Source organism: Thaumasiovibrio clandestinus (genome assembly GCF_047250365.1).
Lineage (GTDB): Bacteria > Pseudomonadota > Gammaproteobacteria > Enterobacterales > Vibrionaceae > Thaumasiovibrio.
Genome location: NZ_JBLBVL010000010.1, coordinates 79,969 through 100,943, shown reverse-complemented (window position 1 = coordinate 100,943; position 20,975 = coordinate 79,969). Strand labels below are relative to the sequence as shown.

The 20,975-nt window shown below is 43.7% G+C and carries 18 protein-coding genes; 12 read left to right on the top strand and 6 right to left on the bottom strand.

The genetic code is table 11. From position 1 onward, the window contains the following. The first annotated feature begins 28 nt into the window (after positions 1 to 28). The 3 genes from ACKLNH_RS14090 to ACKLNH_RS14080 all read left to right on the top strand — a co-directional run bounded on the left by ACKLNH_RS14090 (position 29) and on the right by ACKLNH_RS14080 (position 2,416). On the top strand, positions 29 to 1,252 hold the full coding sequence (locus ACKLNH_RS14090; RefSeq protein ID WP_413112902.1) for an FMN-binding protein: 1,224 nt from the start codon (positions 29 to 31) through the stop codon (positions 1,250 to 1,252). A 2-nt stretch (positions 1,253 to 1,254) separates the two neighbouring features. Further along, positions 1,255 to 1,464 carry a hypothetical protein gene (locus ACKLNH_RS14085; protein ID WP_413112901.1) on the top strand — a complete coding sequence of 70 codons (210 nt, stop codon included), beginning with the start codon at positions 1,255 to 1,257 and terminating at the stop codon, positions 1,462 to 1,464. Positions 1,465 to 1,531: 67 nt separating this feature from the next. Continuing rightward, a complete protein-coding gene (locus ACKLNH_RS14080; protein ID WP_413112900.1) occupies positions 1,532 to 2,416 on the top strand; it encodes an AraC family transcriptional regulator in 885 nt (294 codons plus the stop codon). A gap of 40 nt (positions 2,417 to 2,456) precedes the next feature. Here ACKLNH_RS14080 and ACKLNH_RS14075 read toward each other — a convergent pair whose 3' ends face one another. Further along, positions 2,457 to 2,918, bottom strand: a complete 462-nt coding sequence (locus tag ACKLNH_RS14075) for a hypothetical protein (protein ID WP_413112899.1) — start codon at positions 2,916 to 2,918, stop codon at positions 2,457 to 2,459. A 143-nt stretch (positions 2,919 to 3,061) separates the two neighbouring features. Then, entirely contained in the window at positions 3,062 to 4,231 is a 1,170-nt protein-coding gene (locus ACKLNH_RS14070; RefSeq protein WP_413112898.1) for a serine hydrolase, read from the bottom strand. A 370-nt stretch (positions 4,232 to 4,601) separates the two neighbouring features. On the opposite strand from ACKLNH_RS14070, the gene ACKLNH_RS14065 reads away from it, so the two are divergent. The 3 genes from ACKLNH_RS14065 (at position 4,602) to ACKLNH_RS14055 (ending at position 7,736) form a co-directional block, all read left to right on the top strand. Beyond that, positions 4,602 to 6,497 (top strand): monovalent cation:proton antiporter-2 (CPA2) family protein, encoded by a 1,896-nt coding sequence (locus tag ACKLNH_RS14065; protein WP_413112897.1) that lies wholly within the window; start codon positions 4,602 to 4,604, stop codon positions 6,495 to 6,497. A 62-nt stretch (positions 6,498 to 6,559) separates the two neighbouring features. Continuing rightward, the gene (locus ACKLNH_RS14060) at positions 6,560 to 7,048 is read left to right on the top strand and encodes a hypothetical protein (protein ID WP_413112896.1); all 489 of its coding nucleotides are present in this window, start codon (positions 6,560 to 6,562) and stop codon (positions 7,046 to 7,048) included. A 247-nt stretch (positions 7,049 to 7,295) separates the two neighbouring features. After that, positions 7,296 to 7,736: a YtoQ family protein gene (locus ACKLNH_RS14055; RefSeq protein WP_413112895.1), complete on the top strand. Its 441-nt coding sequence runs from the start codon at positions 7,296 to 7,298 to the stop codon at positions 7,734 to 7,736. Between the two features lie 114 nt (positions 7,737 to 7,850). On the opposite strand, the gene ACKLNH_RS14050 is transcribed toward ACKLNH_RS14055, so the two are convergent. Continuing rightward, positions 7,851 to 8,759, bottom strand: a complete 909-nt coding sequence (locus tag ACKLNH_RS14050; protein WP_413112894.1) for a LysR family transcriptional regulator — start codon at positions 8,757 to 8,759, stop codon at positions 7,851 to 7,853. A 135-nt stretch (positions 8,760 to 8,894) separates the two neighbouring features. On the opposite strand from ACKLNH_RS14050, the gene ACKLNH_RS14045 reads away from it, so the two are divergent. From ACKLNH_RS14045 to ACKLNH_RS14030, 4 genes are all read left to right on the top strand, one after another. Beyond that, entirely contained in the window at positions 8,895 to 10,379 is a 1,485-nt protein-coding gene (locus tag ACKLNH_RS14045) for an amidohydrolase family protein (protein ID WP_413112893.1), read from the top strand. A 400-nt stretch (positions 10,380 to 10,779) separates the two neighbouring features. After that, on the top strand, positions 10,780 to 11,775 hold the full coding sequence (locus ACKLNH_RS14040) for a DctP family TRAP transporter solute-binding subunit (RefSeq protein WP_413112892.1): 996 nt from the start codon (positions 10,780 to 10,782) through the stop codon (positions 11,773 to 11,775). 90 nt (positions 11,776 to 11,865) lie between these two features. Further along, positions 11,866 to 12,537: a TRAP transporter small permease gene (locus tag ACKLNH_RS14035; RefSeq protein WP_413112891.1), complete on the top strand. Its 672-nt coding sequence runs from the start codon at positions 11,866 to 11,868 to the stop codon at positions 12,535 to 12,537. A gap of 3 nt (positions 12,538 to 12,540) precedes the next feature. Beyond that, a complete protein-coding gene (locus tag ACKLNH_RS14030; RefSeq protein WP_413112890.1) occupies positions 12,541 to 13,902 on the top strand; it encodes a TRAP transporter large permease in 1,362 nt (453 codons plus the stop codon). Positions 13,903 to 14,029: 127 nt separating this feature from the next. Here the strand turns inward: ACKLNH_RS14030 and ACKLNH_RS14025 are convergent, their stop codons facing one another. Continuing rightward, entirely contained in the window at positions 14,030 to 14,707 is a 678-nt protein-coding gene (locus ACKLNH_RS14025) for a cation efflux transmembrane domain-containing protein (protein ID WP_413112889.1), read from the bottom strand. Between the two features lie 146 nt (positions 14,708 to 14,853). Here ACKLNH_RS14025 and ACKLNH_RS14020 point away from each other — a divergent pair, with 146 nt between their 5' ends. Both ACKLNH_RS14020 and ACKLNH_RS14015 read left to right on the top strand, forming a co-directional pair. Next, the gene (locus ACKLNH_RS14020; RefSeq protein WP_413112888.1) at positions 14,854 to 15,738 is read left to right on the top strand and encodes a LysR family transcriptional regulator; all 885 of its coding nucleotides are present in this window, start codon (positions 14,854 to 14,856) and stop codon (positions 15,736 to 15,738) included. A gap of 200 nt (positions 15,739 to 15,938) precedes the next feature. Further along, complete coding sequence (locus tag ACKLNH_RS14015) at positions 15,939 to 17,486, top strand: glutamate synthase-related protein (RefSeq protein ID WP_413112887.1); 1,548 nt, start codon at positions 15,939 to 15,941, stop codon at positions 17,484 to 17,486. Positions 17,487 to 17,627: 141 nt separating this feature from the next. Here the strand turns inward: ACKLNH_RS14015 and ACKLNH_RS14010 are convergent, their stop codons facing one another. Further along, positions 17,628 to 18,968 carry a sigma-54-dependent transcriptional regulator gene (locus tag ACKLNH_RS14010; protein WP_413112886.1) on the bottom strand — a complete coding sequence of 447 codons (1,341 nt, stop codon included), beginning with the start codon at positions 18,966 to 18,968 and terminating at the stop codon, positions 17,628 to 17,630. Between the two features lie 3 nt (positions 18,969 to 18,971). Beyond that, positions 18,972 to 20,756: a sensor histidine kinase gene (locus ACKLNH_RS14005; RefSeq protein WP_413112885.1), complete on the bottom strand. Its 1,785-nt coding sequence runs from the start codon at positions 20,754 to 20,756 to the stop codon at positions 18,972 to 18,974. Positions 20,757 to 20,975: the final 219 nt, after the last annotated feature.

The following is a 20,975-nucleotide window of genomic DNA, read 5'->3' as shown; positions in this document are numbered from 1 at the left end:
TAGTGAACGTGCGGGGGAGTGATACAACATGAAAAAATCAACTTCAAAGTCAAAACAACTAGAGAAAATACTCAGTATTTTCTCTATCTTGTTATTCGTTGTAGCATGGTATTTGGGTGGAGAGCGCAACCAGCATAATCAATTGGCACAACTCACCCATTTAATGCTTCAAGCCGAGCAATTAACACCAACTGGCTCGAATAGCTATCGTGGTGTATCTGTTGCTCAAGATGGGTCAGAGACGGTTGAGTGGATCAGTGTTGGGCACGGCATCGGTTATGGCGGTGAAATGACTGCTGGGATCAATGTTTCACCCAGTGGTAAGGTTCAATCGTTTGCTGTTATTGCATCAAAAGAGACATCAAGCTATCTACATAAAGTCATGCAGAGTGGCATTGCAGATCGTATTTTAGGCCAGTCGATTGAAAGTACTGTACTCGTTGATAGTGTAACGGGTGCGACATTGACAACCAATGCGCTGAATGATGCGATTGATCGTGCGGCCGAGCCAGTTCGAGAGCAACTATTTAATTTCCGTTTATCTGAGCCGAAAAGTGTATTCGCTACTTTGCAATGGCTAGATGCTGCTGCCTTGTTAGTATTTGCCATTGCGGTGTGGGCGAGCAGAACTCGACATAAAAATAAGGTGCAGATTAACTGGGTTGTGTTGACTATATCGATGGGCCTGTTTGGCTTCTACTCTGCCAGTTTGTATACGAGTGCCACTATGGGGATGCTGATGTCAGGCGTTTGGTGGCAAGGCTTAGCGAGTTTCACACCGTTAATTTTGTTGCTGTTAAGTGTCGGATACATTTTATATTACAACAGAAATATCTATTGCCAGAACTTGTGCCCATTTGGTGCAGTACAACAGTGTTTGGCAAAAGTTGGTAATGCAAAAGCGTCAACATTGAAACACAGTGCCTTTTTGTGGTTTCCACGATTTTTATTGTTAGCAACATTATGCTTGGGTGCATATTTCCGTAATCCAGTAGCGTTTTCCTATGAACCATTTGGCATTATGTTTGGCATGATAGGTACGATGTATCTTTTTGTCCTTACTATTTTGATCATACTCACGTCATTACTTGTTAGGCGTCCATGGTGTCAGACATTGTGCCCGATCAAAGCCATGACCGACTTTTTAACGTTTAATAAGACGTGGTACAAGCAAGCTCAGAAACAACGAGAAAAGCAACGTCGCCAGCTCAAAAAAGAAGCTCAAGGCGAAAAAGCCAAAGGAGTGCGTTAATCATGAGAAAGACGATGACGTATGTTTTTTACTGTTTCGCGACGGGATTGATCTTGGCACATCTTTGGGGGAATTTTGTCGCTCAAAGCACTTTGGCACAACAAGATGCACCGTTATACCTGTTTAGTGTTGGCGTTGAAAGGACTGTAGAGTTAGACGTTGAGATTGACTATAAAAAAATTGGTGAACAGTTATCTAGCCAAAAATACTGATTGGATAATGATATAAAGAAAGGAAGCAAAAAGGGCGTTTTCGCCTTTTTTGTCGTTTAGGGACAATGTGATAAATAAAGATATTCCAGCGGTAAGTTTAGACTTTTCAAGCCATAGTCTTGAATTAAAAGTGAATAAAATTTCCCGCTTTTACAAGCAACGTGAAGCGTTATATATTGGTAAAGCTCATCGCTTGCGATTTAATGCGCTGGTGTATATCACTGCGGGTGAGGGTTATCACTTTATTGATTACAAAAGGTATTCAATAAAAGCGGGCACTTTGTTGACCTTGGGTCGACATCAAGTACACCATTTTGCAGAGCATTCCTCAGTTGAAGGATATGTTATCTCGTTTAATAATGCGTTTTTACAGTCTAGAGGGGGAGATCCTTTTGAGGACTTAATTGCCTCTGCGCTGCAAGAAGTAAATTGTATCAGTGATACGGATGACATATTGCGATCGCTTTTTGAGCAAGTTAGCCAGGAATATAAAAACAAACAGAACCGTTACCGAGAAGAGATAATCCGTCACTTAATGCGTGTCATTATGTTAAAGCAAGTGGTGCCTTATTACGAAGCATTGCGGCATGATGATAGTAGCCAAAGTTATAATAGTGGTTATTATGCGCTTAAAAGCCAAATTGAGCAGGTATTTACTGAGCGACCACCTGTCAGTGCGGTTGCAAATATGATGGGAAAAAGCGCGAAACAGTTAGATAAAATTGCCAAGGATTATTCAGGCAAAAGTGTGAAAGAACTTTTAGATGATCGGGTACTGTTAGAGGCTAAGCGTTTGTTGGCGTTTAGTCAGCATTCAATCGCTGAGATTTCGTTACAACTTGGTTTTAAAGAGGCGACGAACATGACCAAGTTTTTCAAACGCCACACAGATTTAACCCCCAAAGATTTTCGTGAGCTTTGTCGCTCAAATGTTTCAAAGAGGGCAATATAGTTTAAGCAGAACGGCAATAATACAGTGACATTGGGCCGGTTTATCTCGTTGCTTGGGACGATGTTGTTTTTAAGTGGCGGGGAAGGTTTCTATGCCCTTGTCCTCCCATGAAGGAAATATGTGCCTCAATTAACGACGTAGGATCGCTGTTGGTTTGTGGGCATACTTCTAGTAAGGCAATAATTAAGCGATCTAAACGTAGTAAACACCATTTTCTCACCTCTGCATCGTAGTCGGTGTTAATGGCCATTTTCTGTAAGTAAGCGTAAGCCAATTGTAGCCACTGTTGCTTTTCTTGTGCGTTATTAGAAAAGGTAGCGCTGATTTCGACACAAACCAGATACCACTCACTGATAGCACGTTGTTTAATGTCGGTGAGCGGAGGTGTGAAAATCTCATTAGGGGCAGCAATAAGCCAGTGAGGAAATTGTGTCGAAAGTGTTGGTTTATTGCTTAGCCACGCCTCTATATTCGGGATAGATGCGTTGATAGGGTTGTACATACACGACTCCACACCAAAGAATATATCAATAAGTGTAGCCCATGTTTATAGAAGAAAAGACTTTTATAATAAATAGATAGATCAAAAAACAGGAGCCTTTAGCTCCTGTTTTTGTATCAAAGAAGTTGATGCTGACTGCTGCTTTAGCTCAGCAATCCTTTAATGAATCGAATAATTATGTCTTTAATGCGGGTGAAAAAGCCACCACGATTAACATCTTCTAATGCAATCAGCGGCACTTCTGCAACAACATCATCGCCAAGTTGATAAATCAGCTTACCTACCGCTTGGCCTTTCATGATAGGCGCTTCCAGTTCGCCGTCTAGCTCTGCATTCGCTGCAAGTGATGAGCGCTGGCTGCGCATGATGGTGACGAATGTATCTTCGCTTACACCCAACGCAACTTCTTTTTCTTCACCCATCCAGACACGCTCGGTAACAATGCTTTGCTCAGCTTTATGTGGTGAAACCGTTTCAAAGAAGCGGAAACCGTAGTTTAGTAGTTTCTTGGACTCGGCTTCACGGCTACGTGCACTGTTTGCACCCATAACCACGCTGATAAGGCGCATTTGCCCTTGTGTAGCAGAAGTCACTAAGTTATAGCCAGCGCCTTTGGTGTAACCCGTTTTCATGCCATCGACGTTAAGGCTTCTGTCCCATAGTAGCCCGTTACGGTTATTTTGTGTGATGCCGTTGTAAGTAAAAGATTTTTCGCTGTAGTATTTATGCTGATTAGGTACGTCGCGGATAATCGCACGCGCGAGCGTCGCTATATCTCTTGGGGTAGTGTACTGGTTATCAGCATCAAGACCATGCGCATTTTGAAATTGTGAACTTGCCAAGCCAAGAGATGATGCCCAAGAGTTCATTAGGCTAACAAACGCATCCTCTGAACCAGCGACGTGCTCTGCCATTGCAACACAGGCATCATTACCTGATTGAACAATAATGCCGCGGTTAAGGTCTTCTGCAAGCACGGATTTTCCGACTTCAATAAACATTTTTGACGAGTCTGGGAAGTTACGGGCCCATGCATTTTGACTAATTACGACATTGTCTTCGAGTGAAATATTGCCCCGTTTAACTTCTTGACCAATGACATAGCTGGTCATTAGTTTGGTTAAGCTTGCAGGGTTTAAAGAATCATCAGGGTTTTCCTGTGCAAGGATTCGACCTGAATGGTAGTCCATTAAGATGTAACCTTTCGCTGCCACTGCCGGAGCATCGGGAACCACGCTTGGTGCGGCAATCACAGAAGCGGACAGAAGTGTAGTAAAAGAAGCGAGTCGCATTATCGCGGCAGCGTTATTCATGAAAAAACCTTTGAAAAGCAAAAAATTTAACTGTCATTAACCGTAACTCAGATTTGAAATGTCACAAAAGAAAAATTGCAAGCATTCATTACAATGACGCAAAAAATGCGAGTCATTTTGTTTCTGAGTATAGGCAGTGAATTACAATAGCATAGTCAACCATATAACAGACCTAAAAGTGTCAGAAAAGTGCCAGAAAAATGCGATTTTTTAACTAATTCCATCTGATCTTGTGATGATAAACAAGAATAGACACTTAGCGCAGCGAATTATGGATGACGTTAGCAGCAGGATAAATGAAATGGGCTACAGTAAATGTTGACTGTTTCTACTCACCACAGTGGGTGAACAATCTAGAAGGAGATAAAAGATGACGGTCTATTTTGTTCACGCATTCATCTATTTGTGTGCAGCGGTGATTGCTGTACCACTCGCCAAGCGGTGTGGCCTTGGCTCGGTACTGGGCTACTTGTTGGCGGGGGTAGTAATAGGACCCGTTATTGGGTTAGTCGGGGAGGAGACACTGACAATTCAACACTTCGCTGAATTTGGTGTGGTGATGATGTTGTTTTTGGTTGGCTTAGAGTTAGAGCCTCGCATGTTATGGGAAATGCGTCATCGTTTGATGGGGTTAGGCGGTTTGCAAGTTGGCCTTACAACAGGGTTGATCTTCCTATTGGCAGCGTGGTTTGGTTTACCATGGCAATATGCGTTAGCGATCGGGCTTATATTTTCTCTCTCTTCTACAGCGATTGTATTGCAGACGTTCAGTGAAAAAGGCTTGGCTAAAACAGAGGGTGGCAGGGGGGCATTTTCGGTTTTGTTATTTCAAGACATTGCTGTGATCCCAATGTTAGCCTTGATCCCATTACTGGCAGTACCCGATCTTATCGTATTATCGCAAGCATTGGCTAATGCTGCTGCACATCACGAGTCTGTCAGTTTTGTGGCTGACTTACCGGGTTGGTTACATGCATTGATTATCGTTATCTCTATTGGCGCAGTCGTAATAGGAGGGCACTACTTAAGTCGGCCTCTATTCCGGTTTGTTGCCCAGTCAGGCTTAAGGGAAATATTCACCGCCGCTGCATTGATGTTAGTCATCGGTATTGCTGCGTTAATGAGCATTGTTGAATTATCGCCAGCACTAGGCACCTTTTTAGCGGGTGTAGTGTTAGCAAACAGTGAATTTAGACATGAATTAGAAAGTAATATAGAGCCATTTAAAGGGCTGTTGCTTGGTTTGTTCTTTATTACTGTTGGCGCAGGTATCGACTTTACGATGCTGGTCAACAATGTGGGCACTGTTCTTATGCTGACAGCTGGGGTTATTGCATTAAAAGCCCTTGTTTTACTGTGTTTAGCTTTCTTGTTTAAATTGAGCGGTAGCGCAAAGTGGTTGTTAGCGCTAAGCCTTGCTCAAGCCGGTGAGTTTGGCTTCGTACTTCTTAGTTTTTCGGCTCAAAACCATGTATTGCCGTTGGAGTTGACGCAGATCCTGTCGTTGGTTGTTGCCCTGTCGATGTTTTTAACGCCTGGGCTGTTTATTATCTATGAGAAAGTGATATTGCCTCGCTATGAGCAAACGACCAATGAACAAGAGGCTGATACGATTGACGACCACGGGACGGTATTGATTGCTGGAATGGGACGTTTTGGGCAGATAGTAAACCGCTTCTTGGTGGCTAATGGCGTAAAAACAGTCGTACTCGATCATGATGCCCCTTTGATTGAGCGGCTTAGGAAGATAAAAAATATAGGGTATTTTGGCGACGCAACTCGGCCTGATTTGTTGCATACAGCAGGTATTGCTGACGCAGAGCTACTTATTGTCGCACTAGATGATCAAGCGCGCACGACTGCGCTCGTGCAGTACACTAAACACACTTATCCAAACGTCAAAGTGATGGCGCGTGCTTACGATCGTGGCCACGGGTATGAACTGCACTTCGCTGGCGCGGATTTTGTGATATCAGAGACTTATTACTCGGCACTCAATATGGGCGGGCAGGCGTTGGCAGCTTTGGGTGAAAGGTCTGAGCACGTTGAGCAGTTGAAGTCCGCGTTTTTAGGGGTTGAGATGCAAAGCAAAGACAAGATGTATCAAGCATGGAAAGAGAGCACGGAAGACAATAAGTATAATGCTAACTTTTTGGAGTTATTTGTCAAATTAGAAGAAGCTCTGGGTGAAACTATGCGTAATAATCGTCATCCTGATAGCGGTGCAGTGGCTAAAAAAAGTGACAAACGTGCTGCTGCAGAGTAAACATGAGTAGTTAGTTCTGTCTTGTATGCTGATTGGGCTCGAGTTATATACAGGGAGATGTTATGACTTTGAATGAATTATTTACCTTGCGGGAAATGGTTGAAACCCGGGTTAATAGGTATTGGGCATTTTGGTCTGTATCAATTTTTGCTGTGTGTGGGTGGTTGTTTTCAAATTCCGCTACACGTTTGGATGTTTTTTCCTCAATTTTAATCGCGATAGGGTTGTTGGTATTTTTTATTGCTAATATGAGTGTCATATTTTTTTCAACTCGTCTCTCCTTGTCCATAGAAAAAGAAATCATTGTAAAAGCCAATGATAGTAATGCATTGTCACCTGAATTTAAGCAGGCGTTAACAGGTAACGCTATACGTACTCGATTATTACTGACGTTGGTGATGCATGCGATTATCGATGTTGCGCTATTGATCGCGCTAGTGGTAAAAGGCGTGTCTGCAATGAAAACACCACCAGTTAAAGATGTTGCAATGGCATGGTTAGAGGTGAAGGGATTTGCACTACTCAGTGAGTTAGCAGTGGCATTTACCTAACGAATACTTCCAACAATAAGATGCCTTTAGCAAGATTATTAAAATAAATTAGAAAATTGGAACATCAATAGTGAATTATTTACGTTATCGCGACTAATATGCACATTCTCCTTTTTAGCTCTGTACCAGATGGTTATCTGTTTGTTAAGCTCTGCTTTTATAAGCTAAACATAATTGATGAACTGCGAGGTCTTTACTCCTTCAGCGGTTCTATCAATTTATAATTATGATAATTTAAGGGTTTGTTATGCAATATACAGTCTATTTGTCGGGCGAAATCCATTCCAATTGGCGTGAACAAATTATAGAAGGATGTAAGAGTAAAGGACTGGCGATTGATTTTAGTTCTGCCATCACTGATCATGATTCAAGTGATGCGTCAGGGGATTGTTTGGGACAAGAAGAGGTGCCTTTTTGGCGCGACCATAAATCCGCTAAGGTGAATGCGATTCGGATTCAGAACGCCATTAAATCTTGTGATATTGCGGTGATTCGTTTTGGTGATAAATACAGACAGTGGAACGCAGCCTTTGACGCAGGTTATTGTGCCGCAATGAATAAACCTTACATTACCCTGCATGATGAAAGTCTTGTGCACGCCTTGAAAGAGGTGGATGCATCAGCCCATGCATGGGCGACCACGCCGGCACAAATTGTTGAGTTACTGACGTATTTAACGTCATCGTAAGTCATTGCGCTAACGTCACTGTTTTCGGACGTTAGCGCTACTTTAGTCAATGTTAATAGCTTGGGGATATTTTCCCATCGACGAGCATAACAGCTTGGATTTACTCATTGTTACTTAATCAATCACCTCAATCCAGCGTGCCATTTCTCTTTGTAGCTCCTTTTGCAGTGTGGTTTCGGTATCAGCACTGCGCCGTAGACATGTCCAAGACCAAGACACAGAATCTGCCACAAAGTTCACATCAAGCTTGTGTATACGGCCTTGGTTGACGTAAGGCTCGGCTGAGGAGAGGGGTAACACTATGTAACTATTGTTGTCCGATGTCTCTAATATGTCGATCGCAAAATCCACGGTGCTGATTGTCTGGGTTATGGGACTAATTATTGCCATGTCGCCAAGCCCGGCTTCAAGATAACTCTCTAGAATAATTTGCGGGTGAGCTTGAAGCAAAGTAAGAGAGCATGACCTATGCTTTAGGTAATCTGATTTAGGTGAGCAATAAACACCAAATTTAATTGCGCCAAGATAGTATCCGAATAAACCTTTTATAGGTCTTGAACGACCTGACACCAGTTGTATTGATAGATTAACCTCACCTCGACTGATTGTTTGAATTGCTGCATTTTTGCTTTGTGCCAACCAGTTTACAGCAACCATTGGATTGTTTTTATGCAGGAAATTTGCCAAGCCTTTCAATAGTTGTTTTGGTGTAATGGGGTCATAACCTATTGTAATCTCACGTTCGCATTGGTTATCTTTTAAGCTTCTAACTAAATGCACAACTTCCTGTTTTTGAATGATAAAAGATTTAGCATGGATGAAAAGTTGCTCAACATCTTTTCGCATAACGGGCAATTTTTTTGTGCGATCGAATAGTTCAATATCCCAGTCTATTTCAAGATAACTGACGAGGTTGTGTATTGTCGATCTATCCTTGCCCAGAGCTCGAGCTGCAGCACTAAACGAGCCTTGTTCAACGACAGTAATAAATGCTTCCAATTGATCGAAAGTAAATGAGTTCATGATTGTGGCCATGGCGTTTGTTGGTATTTCTGCAACATAACAGAGGTGATTGGCTTAGTCTAGTTGTGTAAATTGTCATAAACAATACAGATGGATTACCTCCGTCAGTTTGCTTAGATCAATAAAGGAAGAAGAATGCATTTTAAATTAGCCGGCTCCGCCGCGTTATGTCTCGCTTTGGTAGGTTGTGGTTCTGTAGATACAGTTGACGCAGTGAATTATGATTTGGTCATCAATCAAGGCCGCGTGATTGACCCAGAAACCAAGACTGATCAAATTTTAAATATTGGCATTAAAGATGGCACAATTCAAACGTTGACAACTCAGCCTTTGTCTGGGGAACGTGAAATTGATGCTACAGGCAAAATCGTTGGTCCTGGTTTCATTGACTTACATACCCATAGCGGGCTGCCTTTTGGTGCTAGATTGCAAACACGTGACGGGGTAACTACAGCCCTTGAGCTTGAAGCTGGTGCTTTCCCAGTAACAGAATATGGTAACTTTTTGCGTTTTGCTCCTCATATCAACTACGGAGCGTCAGTAGCACATTATGCCATTCGTACTCAAGTGATTGAAGGCCGTGAGATGCCTTGGCTTGTGGGTGAAGAAGGCGTAATGGTGCCGGGTCGAGCCTTTATACAACAAGCTACGTCTGAAGAAGTTGAGCAGATGCGTGCATTGTTAATTGAAGGTATAGAACAAGGTGGACTTGGAATTGGCCTACTATTGGACTATATGACACAGGCTGTTACAGATGAAGAGCTACGAATGATCTTTGAAGTGGCAGCAGAGTATGAAGCACCGATTTGGGCGCATATTCGCCGTGGCGTCAATGGTGATATTCAACCTCTATATGATGTGCTAGATCTAGCCGTAGAAACAGGCGCACCATTACATTTCTCGCACATAAATGCTAACGCGATGGGTGAAGTTGGTAATTGGCTAGCAGTCATAGATGAGGCAAACAAGAACGGCGCTGATGTTACCATGGAAGTGTTCCCTTACACGGCAGGTTCAACATCGATATCAGCTGATGTGTTTGACCGTGATTGGAAGACCGTCTTTAATATTAGCTACGAAGATGTGCAATGGGCAGAGACAGGCGAATTCTTCACTGAAGAAACTTGGTATCAGAAGCGTCAAGAGCGTCCAGATGGCATCATTATCCACCACTACATGAAAGAAGAGTGGTTACAAGAAGCAATGCAACATCCTAAAATGATGATCGCTACAGATGCGATGCCATCCTTTAGTGCAGAGCAAAGAGCAGCACCAAATGGCGCTGGTACCTATAGTCGACTACTGACTAATTATGTGCGTGATGAAAAGGTATTGACCTTAACGGAGGCTTTTGCCAAGGGTAGTTACTATCCTGCCCAGCGTCTTGAAGGTGTTGCACCAGTGTTTAGCAAAAAAGGTCGTGTACAAGAAGGTGCGCATGCTGACTTATTGATTTTTGATCTAGACAAACTGAGCAGCAATGCCACTTATACTGACCCATATCAGCCAGCTACCGGTTATGATTACATCATGATTGAAGGACAGATTGTAGTTGAGCATGATGAAATGACGGATGCTACGCCAGGTCGTCCTCTTTTAGGTAATACGCCGCTAAACTAAAGTATTTTCTATACAGGCATACGACTAAGCATTAAATGACTAAAGGCTCTACGTTTAAGTAGAGCCTTTTTAATATAACAATGCAAACAATAAGCTACGTGAACTTTGGATTAGTCACAGAACATTTGTTATGCGGTTTCGGAACCATAGCCTTAAGCTCAGCACGCAGTTTAATAAATAACGATGGGTATAAAACTACCCATTGTGCTTTTATCATGTGTCATTTCCCACCCATAGTCGCTTGCCAAAACGGACAAAATGGCTAGCACGGTAAAGGGTTCTAGTTTTAATTGTTTGAATTTAAATGACTAAAACTCCATTGTTAATATTTGGTATCTAACTTGCTCTTTGTTTGTTACTGCGCCATGAGCGGTGCTGTTACTCACTAAGGAGAATGATAATGTTTAAACCTCTTACCCTACTGACGGTCTCTGCCCTGGCACTTTCTAGCTTTAATGCGGCTGCTAACTGCGATCCCGGAGAGCTGGTGATTAAATTTAGTCACGTCACCAATGCAGACAAGCACCCAAAAGGAATCGCAGCATCATTATTAGAAGAGCGCGTAAACACGGAGATGAATGGCAAGGCGTGTATGCAGGTTTTCCCAAATTCTACGTTGTATGATGATGATAAGGTACTTGAAGCGTTACTAAATGGGGATGTGCAACTGGCGGCACCGTCATTATCAAAATTTGAAAAGTTCACCAAAAAATATCGCATATTTGACCTACCGTTTTTATTTGAAGATGTTGATGCCGTTGATCGTTTTCAAAACTCTGAGTCTGGTGAAAAGCTGAAGAACGCGATGAAACGCCGCGGCCTACAAGGGTTGGCATTCTGGCATAATGGAATGAAACAGATGTCGGCAAACAAGCCTTTATTGGATCCGACGGATGCAGAAGGGTTGAAGTTCCGTGTTCAAGCGTCAGATGTTTTGGTGGCACAGTTTGAGCAGTTAGGTGCAAACCCACAAAAAATGTCGTTTAAAGAGGTATACGGCGGGTTACAAACCAAGGTTATCGATGGTCAAGAGAATACCTGGTCTAACATTTACGGTAAAAAATTCTTTGAAGTCCAAGATGGTGTAACTGAAACTAATCACGGCATACTCGACTATTTGGTGGTGACCTCCAATGATTTTTGGGTCGAACTGCCAAGTGATGTACGCGAACAGTTAAACACCATTATTCAAGAGGTAACAGCAACGCGAAATGCGGAATCTTCAAAGGTTAATCTTGCGAATAAAAACAATATCATTGAAGCGGGTGGCACGGTTAGAACACTAACCGCCGAGCAACGTCAGCAGTGGGTAATAGCACTACAGCCGGTTTGGAAAAAGTTTGAGAAAGACATCGGTGCTGACTTGATCGATGCTGCTGTGGCATCAAATCAGTAAATAAGCGAAAACGCGCTTTGCCTTGGTACAAAGCGCGTTGTTCGTCTCTCGGTTCAAGTCAGATAATAACCAATAAAAGCGATGTTACTTATGGAACAGTCTACTTTTGAGAAAATCGGGAAGGTAACCGATGTTATAGAAGAAACCCTAATTGCGTTTTTTCTTGGTGCCATGACCTTGCTAACGTTTGCCAACGTGATATCACGGTACGTATTTAATGACAACATTCTCTGGGCATTGGAACTCACCGTGTTCATGTTTGCATGGATGGTGCTAGTTGGCGCGTCATATGGGGTAAAGAAACATTTTCATATTGGCGTCGATGTCGTCATTAATATGATGCCAGCGTCCATGCAGAAGACATTTGCTCTTATTGCTTCAGCATGCTGTCTGCTATTTTCAGTGTTACTTCTCATTGGGTCTTGGAATTATTGGTATCCGTTCATTTCGGAGCGCGCATGGTATGAAACCGATGATATTCCGATGCCTGAAATGCTTCAGTTTCTTGCAGAATGGTTAAATGAAGGTGAGCGTTACGAGAAGTTACCGCGCTTTATCCCTTATATGGCATTGCCAATAGGCATGGCGATGCTCACCTTTCGATTTATACAAGTCACTTATAAAATTGCCACAGGCCAATTGGATAGACTCATCGCAGGCCATGAAGGGGAAGAAGAGTTAGAGGCATTAAAGGCTGACATGGCAGACGCAAGTAGTGTAATGGATAGCCACGCTGACAATAAAAACGGAAAGGATCAATAATTTATGGATATTCTATTTTTGTTCCTCATGGTCATCGGTTTTATGCTTATCGGTGTACCAATCGCGGTCTCCTTAGGTCTATCGAGTATTTTATTTTTATTGATGCACTCTGATGCGTCGTTAGCATCGGTAGCACAAACATTATTTAATGCGTTCGCTGGCCACTACACCTTATTAGCTATTCCATTTTTTATACTGGCTTCGAGTTTTATGTCAACCGGAGGCGTTGCGAAACGGATTATTCGATTTGCTATCGCAATGGTAGGTTGGTTTCGTGGTGGTTTAGCCATGTCATCGGTTGTCGCCTGTATGATGTTTGCCGCCTTATCGGGTTCTTCACCAGCGACGGTGGTTGCAATAGGGAGTATCGTTATTGCCGGGATGGTGAAAAATGGTTACTCCAAAGAGTTTGCCGCTGGGGTGATTTGTAATGCAGGTACACTTGGGATTTTGATCCCGCCTTCCATCGTTATGGTGGTGTATGCAGCCGCGACGGATGTATCTGTAGGACGAATGTTCTTAGGTGGCGTTATTCCAGGCTTGCTGGCTGGCTTTATGTTAATGGTGGCCATCTATATTGCTGCCCGAGTGAAAAAACTACCAGCGCAGCCTTTTGTTGGCTGGGGCGAGGCGATTGCCGCGGCAAAAGATGCGAGTTGGGGCTTGCTCCTTATCGTGATCATTCTTGGCGGGATCTATGGTGGGGTCTTCACACCGACCGAAGCGGCGGCCGTGGCAGCAGTGTATGCGTTCTTCATTGCCAACTTTATTTACAAAGACATGGGACCATTTGCGGATAAGACAAACACGAAACCTGCCTTGGTAAAGGTGTTTCAGACCTTTGTGCATAAAGACACCAAAGATACGCTGTATGATGCGGGAAAGCTGACCATCATGCTGCTATTTATCATCGCGAATGCCTTAATTCTAAAGCACGTTCTGACAGAGGAACGTATCCCGCAAATGATCACGGAATCGATGCTGTCTGCAGGGCTTGGCCCGATAACGTTTTTGATTGTGGTGAACGTACTGTTATTGCTTGGCGGGCAATTTATGGAGCCTTCTGGTCTGTTGATCATCGTGGCGCCATTGGTTTTCCCAATTGCGATTGCGCTTGGCATTGATCCTATTCACCTCGGTATCATGATGGTGGTGAATATGGAGATAGGTATGATCACACCGCCCGTTGGGCTCAATCTATTTGTGACTGCGGGGGTGGCTAGAATGTCGATGATGAGCGTGGTGAAGGCCGCGCTACCTTGGGTCGGCGTCATGTTCCTGTTCTTAATTATTGTGACGTATGTGCCTTGGGTTTCGACGTGGTTACCAACCTTGTTGATGGGACCAGAAATTATCACCAAGTAATGTTTACGGAAAATTAATGTAACCCTCCAAGTTTAACAATAAAGCTGTTAAATCTGGGGGGTTAAATTTCATAATTAGCAGTGCTATTTTCTTTAATGATGTTATCACTACTGGCGAAAAACAGGCATTACGCAGTATTCAACTGTAAGGTTTGAAGCGCCTTAAACGCATTAATCGTCATTTTAATTGGAATAACGACGAAGTAGAGTGAAGCAATGAGCACCATCATTGGATCGGCATAGGCAGCATAAACGCTAAAAGGCGTTAGACTTATTAACTTTGCAGCGAAAAAGCCAACTAAAACCGCAGCACTGATTGTGGCATCCATCATCCATTGCTTCGCTTCTGCATCAACCAGTGATGAGTCTATTTTAGCGGCACCTCGTTTCATTATGTAGTATGACACAGTACAACCAGTGACATTTACAACAGCGAAAGCTAACGCGATATTGGCATTAATTTCTCGGCCACCAGACAGCAGCGCAGCCAGTGCGGAATACAATGAATAGAAACACATTAGGGCGATGACGGCACCTTTAAAAGCAATGACGGCATTTTCAATAAAAGCCGGGTTACGCGTGTTCTCTGGACGATTAATATACGCCGTCGCCAGAAGTGAAACCAAAGTAAGCGCTAAACTAAAGAATGAATAAGCACCGTCAAATAGGATCACAAGAGAGCCCATCCACCAACCTAAACTTATGCCTAATAAAGCAAAAAGCAATGAGACTAATGTTGAGAATAAAAGCAAATGACGCTCTTTTTGAATCCGTATTGATTGAGTGAATTTAGGTTGAATGGTCACGGGGTTAAGTTCTTTTAGTGGAAATGATGGTGGCAGGATAACGACGGGCTCTATATTTCGCCAGTCGCTCAGCGTCGGTTAATTCGTCGCTCAAATAGCATTACTCGGTTATGATAAGTAGATATTAATTGATGATGTGGTATGAGATGAATATCAATCAAATTGAGATGCTGTTATGCACTTTGCATACTGGTTCAATCGCTGAAGCTGCGCGTCAGCTGGGCAAAAGCCGCACAACATTAAGTTCGGCGTTATCTGCACTCGAAGATGAACTGGGTGTTAAGCTATTTCACCGTAGTGGTAATCGTATTCTGGCCACAACAATTGGTGAGGCTATTGCTGATGATTGTCAGCGATTAGTCGCCACAAAGAATGATATACATACGAAATGCGCACAACACTTAGACGACGTTGATATGGCGTTGCGTATTGTGCGTGATGATGCATTGCCAGAGCGATTTTGGCGGACTTTGCTAAATAAGCTTAATCAGCGTTTTCCAAGCACGAGCTTATCGATTTATATTGCGCCACCGCCTGAGCTTGAAAAGATGGTAGAACAAAATACGGTTGATGTTGCCTACGGATTACTACCCGCATACGCAGATGCTGCAAGAACACAGCAACAAGAGTTGGGTAAGATTCGAATGATGTGTGTGGCACACATTGACCACCCATTAAATAAACTTAAAAAAGTGCACAATACCGATCTTGAACAATATACTGAAATCACCTTGGCATTTATTGATAAAACCAGTCTAACTTCCAGTCCTTCACGCTCAAGTAACTATATTGCTTTAACTTTTTATGAGCACATTCGTGATGCTGTGATTGACAATACAGGTTGGTCTTATGTGCCTTGGTTGTTAATTCAGGATCCGTTACGACAAGGGCTGTTAGGTGTAGTGAAACATAACCGTGCGATGCATTGGCAGCCTTATGGTGAGCTGGTTAAAGCTGATAATGCGCAAAGCATGATTATTCGATGGATTTCGGCGGAAATTGAGCAGTATTTACTGTCGGTCAGCATGTGATTAATTCGCTGATAACTAATCCTAAGCGCTTAATGATATTGGTATGCTAGGCGAGTTGGCTCAACGTTTCTTTAAGGCGCTTTGCGCAACAGAACAGTTAATAGATTATCTAGAATAAGCCGTATGAATTATTCGAATAAATGATGGTGTAAAGTCGACTAAGCTTATCGATATTGAGTGATAGCGACAAAGGACAGGTTATGAGCAAGCCGATTATTTCCAATAATTTACCGGTCAAAACTGCGTTAATCAAAGATCAAGAGTATTATTACTGCACCTGTGGACGTTCATCGAATCAGCCATTTTGCGATGGCTCCCATTCTGGTACAGATTTTAAACCGAAGAGCTTTGTTGCTACAGAAAGCGAAGAGGCTTACTTGTGCCGCTGCAAGCATACCAATACCCCCCCTTATTGTGATGGCTCCCATAAGCAATTTACCCACGTTCAGGTGGGGCACGAGGGGCCAGGTGTTCAAATTCAGTCCGTTGATAGCATGCCGGTTGCCACGGTTACTCAAGAAGAACCTACCGTTGAGTTTATCCACCAATTGGCACGTGATGGTTTAAAAAAAGTTGGCCATCATGGCCCTATGACATCGATGGGTGTTCCAAGGCATTTACTACCACATTGGGATGAGCTGCAAGTGATGGTTGCGCAGATGGCCAAGAAGCCATTGCTAGAAGACGTTGCTGTTTCAACGCAGTTGGTTATTGGCCCTAAGGCTAAAAAGCCACTTAAACTCGATATTCCGTTGTTTGTTTCTGACATGAGTTTCGGCGCGTTATCAGAAGAAGCGAAAGTGTCTCTGGCAAGGGGGGCCGAGCTTGCTGGTACCGGCATTTGCTCTGGCGAAGGTGGTATGCTGCCTGAAGAGCAAGCTGCCAATTCACGCTACTTTTATGAATTGGCCAGCGCTGGTTTTGGCTACGATGAATCCAAACTTAAAAATGTCCAAGCGTTTCATTTTAAAGGTGGGCAAGGTGCAAAAACCGGGACAGGTGGACATCTCCCGGGCAGTAAGAATATAGGAAAAATTGCTGAGGTCCGTGGCATAGAAGCCGGTACCGCTGCGATTTCTCCCCCCACCTTTAAAGACCTTTGTACCGCAGAAGATTTCAAACAGTTTGCAGACCGAGTACGTGAGTTGACTGGTGGGATCCCGATTGGCTTCAAACTTAGCGCAAATCATATAGAGGAAGACATTCAATTTGCCCTTGATGCTAGTGCCGACTACATCATTCTTGATGGTCGAGGGGGAGGAACGGGGGCAGCTCCCGCAATGTTTAGAGATCATATTAGCGTACCAACTATCCCTGCATTGGCACGTGCTCGAGCCTATTTAGATAAGCAAGGTGCAAGCGGTAAGGTGACGCTCATTATCACGGGTGGGTTACGCGTTCCTATGGATTTCGTTAAAGCCATGGCATTAGGGGCTGACGGTGTTGCTATCGCGAATAGTGCGATGCAATCCATAGGTTGTGTGGCAGCAAGGATGTGTAATACCAACAATTGTCCTGCCGGGATAGCGACACAAAAGGCGGACTTAAGGCAGCGGCTCAATGTCGAAAAAGCATCAACGCAACTGTATAACTTCTTTTCAGCATCGACAGAGTTGATGCAAGTTATGGCAAGAGCATGTGGACATGACGATTTGGGGAAATTTAATATCAATGACCTTGCCACTTGGAATCGAGACATGGCGCTACTATCCGGTGTGCGTTATTCGGGTTTGAAGCCCGTTGAGTGACAAAATTAAATTGCCAGAATTAGATATGTTGCTCAATCTCAACGAGCTGTTTGATACTCAATATCTAAATGTTAGGTATTGAGTTCAGAGGGTGTGACCTGAAAGGTGCCAACTTTCCCGAACACTGACACACGCAGCATGCTAACTTTTGTATTTAATTCGATCCAGCCCATACTTTTGCATTTTATCGTAGAGCGTTTTGCGCGCTAATTGCAGTTGCTGCATGGTCTCTTTAATGCTGCCTTTGTTGTTGTTGAGCGCTTGTTCGATCAAGCTTTTTTCAAATTCGGCAACTTGGTCTGACAAGGCGAGGGCGTTGCTATCTAACTCGGTTTGACGCTCAAACGGCAGGAGCTTTCCTAATAACACAAAGCGTTCAGCTGCATTGCGCAGTTCACGTACGTTACCTGGCCAGTTGTGACTCATTAGTTGATGGAGTTGTTGCGCTTGCAGTGCTGGGGCAGATTTGCCGTAACGCGCGGCGGCAACAAGCAAGAAGTGATGGAAAAGCGTTGGAATATCCTCTTTACGCTGCCGTAGCGGGGGCAACTCCAAGGTGACAATGTTCAAGCGGTAGTAGAGATCTTGGCGAAATGTGCCTTGCTCGGCTGCGTGTTTTAAATCGACTTTGGTTGCTGCAATTACACGTATGTTCAATGGATTGAGTTTATTTGAGCCGACGCGCTCGAACTGCCTCTCTTGTAGCACTCGCAAGAGTTTGATTTGTGCCTGCATCGGCATGGATTCGATCTCGTCGAGAAATAGTGTGCCTTGGTGCGCAAACTCAAGTTTACCAATACGCCGGTTATCGGCACCGGTAAACGCGCCCTTCTCATGCCCATACAGCTCACTTTCAATGAGATTTTCAGGCACAGCGCCGCAGTTGATCGCCACAAAGTTATGCTCGCGCCGAAGGCTTTGTTCATGCAGCGAGCGCGCCACTAATTCTTTACCGGTGCCGGTTTCGCCAAACAGGAGTGTGTCGGCGTCGGTATCTGCAATATGGCTGATAGTATCACGCAACTCTTGTATGCTTGGTGTATCGCCAATGATACGTGGTCCGAGGGCTTGGCTTGCTTTTAGGCTACGTTTCAGCGTTTGGTTTTCTAACACTAAGCGGCGTTTATCGAGTGCACGTCTAACGGTGTCGATGAGGCGCTCTGGTGGAAAGGGCTTTTCGATAAAGTCGTAAGCACCATTGTGCATCGCAGTGACTGCCATGCGGATATCGCCGTGCCCCGTGATGAGAATAATCGGTACATCAGGATCTTGGCGCACTATCGTTGTGAGTAAGTTTTCACCGGACAAACCCGGAAGGCAGATATCGGTAACAAAAACACAGGGTAAGCCATCTTGCTTAACGGCAAGTAAAGCCTCTTCTGCGCAAGAAAAAAAACGTGCGCTTATCTCTTCGAGCTCAAAGCTCTGCTCTATGGCTAAACGAATATCCGGTTCGTCATCAATAAAAAAAACATCGCACATGACTTATTCCTGCGTGGTAATTGGTAGAGAGAGGGAAAAACAGGCGCCCCCGAGTTTAGAGCGCGAAACCGTAAGGTTGCCAGACATGGCCAATACTATCTGTTGAGAGATAGATAACCCAAGACCCAAGCCATTTTTTTTTGTGGTGAAGAAGGGCTCAAATAGCCGTGACATTTTGTCTGCAGGGATACCGGGACCGCTGTCGTTAACCGTTATGATGAGACTGTCTTTAACAACTTGAGTCGAAATAACGATGCGTTTATTTGTCTGTCCGTCCATGGCTTGTATTGCATTGCTAAGCAGATTGATCAGCACCTGCTCAAGTTGAATGGTGTTAACTTCAACCATCGGCGCTGGTTGCACTAGCGCGGCATGATACTCGACCCTGTTGGATTTAAGTTGGGCAGCCATTAAATCGACAGATGATTGAATAACTAAATCGATGTTGGTAACGGTAACGTCGTGTTGATCGGACTTACGTGCAAACGATTTAAGCTGCTGGCTAATTTTTGCCATTCTTTCGGTAAGGGAAGAGATACGTTCAAAATTCTCATAAACCCGTTGGTAGTTTTGTTTCTCGAGAAAACGGCGGCCATTATCTGCAAAACTTCTAATTGCGGCTAAAGGATTGTTCAGTTCATGACTAATGCTTGCAGACATTTGCCCTAAAACGGCGAGCTTAGCGGCTTGAATCAGTTCATCTTGGGTTTGGCGTAGCCGCATTTCGGTCAGTTTTCTCTCGCGCACTTCAGCGTGCAAGTTTGCTGTTCGCTCTAAGACTAAATACTCGAGTTTTTGCTTAGCTTTAGATTGAATGATTTCTAGCTGACGATGTTTCTGTTTACGGCTATACACCAGTAAGGCAATAAGATAAAAAATGGTAAAAATAAGGCAGAGAATGGCAAAGAAACCAAAGGCGCTCCAAAAAATTTCTACCTTAGGAGACATGATGCGAATCGTCAGCGGCAGCAGTTCAAGTTGACGGGAAGAGACAACAAAATCGCCTTTTAACCAGCCTTGATAAGGGTCTCGTAGTTCGCTCTGTGTCGAGGTGAGGTCGCCAATAAGTCCAAGGGAGTAGATGGTATTGTCGAGATATTGGCGGCTGTTTCTTATTTCATTTTTTTGCTCTGTGGTTAATGTCGATAAGCTCTTAAACAACCATTGAGGATTGTTGGACATGAAAATGATGTTATTGATGTCGGTGGCAACAAAATAACTTTGCTGACTATTCCAGTTTTCTTCAATGGCAGTGAGATCCATTTTAACCACGATAACGCCAATAACTTCTGCTGCATAAATAACGGGATAGGAGTAATAATAGCCACGCTCACCAGAGGTTGAACCCAATGCAAAGTATTGACTTCCTTCGCCTTGTATTGCTTGTTGGTAATAGGGCCGCCACGAGAAATTGTTGCCAATAAATGTGAGCTCCGAGTTCCAGTTGCTTGCGGAGATGGTCGTACCTTCTTTGTCCAGTAAATAGCTATCGGCGGCCTCTATAGCGTTATTGACCTGCTCTAAATATCGGTTGGTAATCTCTATTTGAGCTGCATTGTTGGGACGATGGAGTGCATCGATTAACTCGCTGTCTTTTGAGAGCAGTTTGGGAATGTGGGCATATTTATCAAGTTTGGATGTAATGTGGCCTGCAAAACGGTCGAGTTGCGATTGGTGTTCGATAAGAAGCTGGTGGTAGTGCTGATTCCAAACAAACTTGGTGCCTGTGAAAGCAGTCACTGAAAAAACAATCAAAAAAATGAGATTAATACGTTGAATTGATAACATTAATCGCCCTCTTACCCCTTGAACTTATCCTAGTTCGTTGCTGCGTTTCTTTGACGACGAAAATGGTGATAATGAGGCCTAGAACAGGTGCAAGATCGCTTTTTTAACATTTTGATACAGAATGGCGTTTGTGTAAAAGGGACTGTGCAGAAGGAACGGTGTGACGGCAAGGATATAGCTATTTATGCTACGTATCGGAAAGCGTTAGCGAAACTCTTG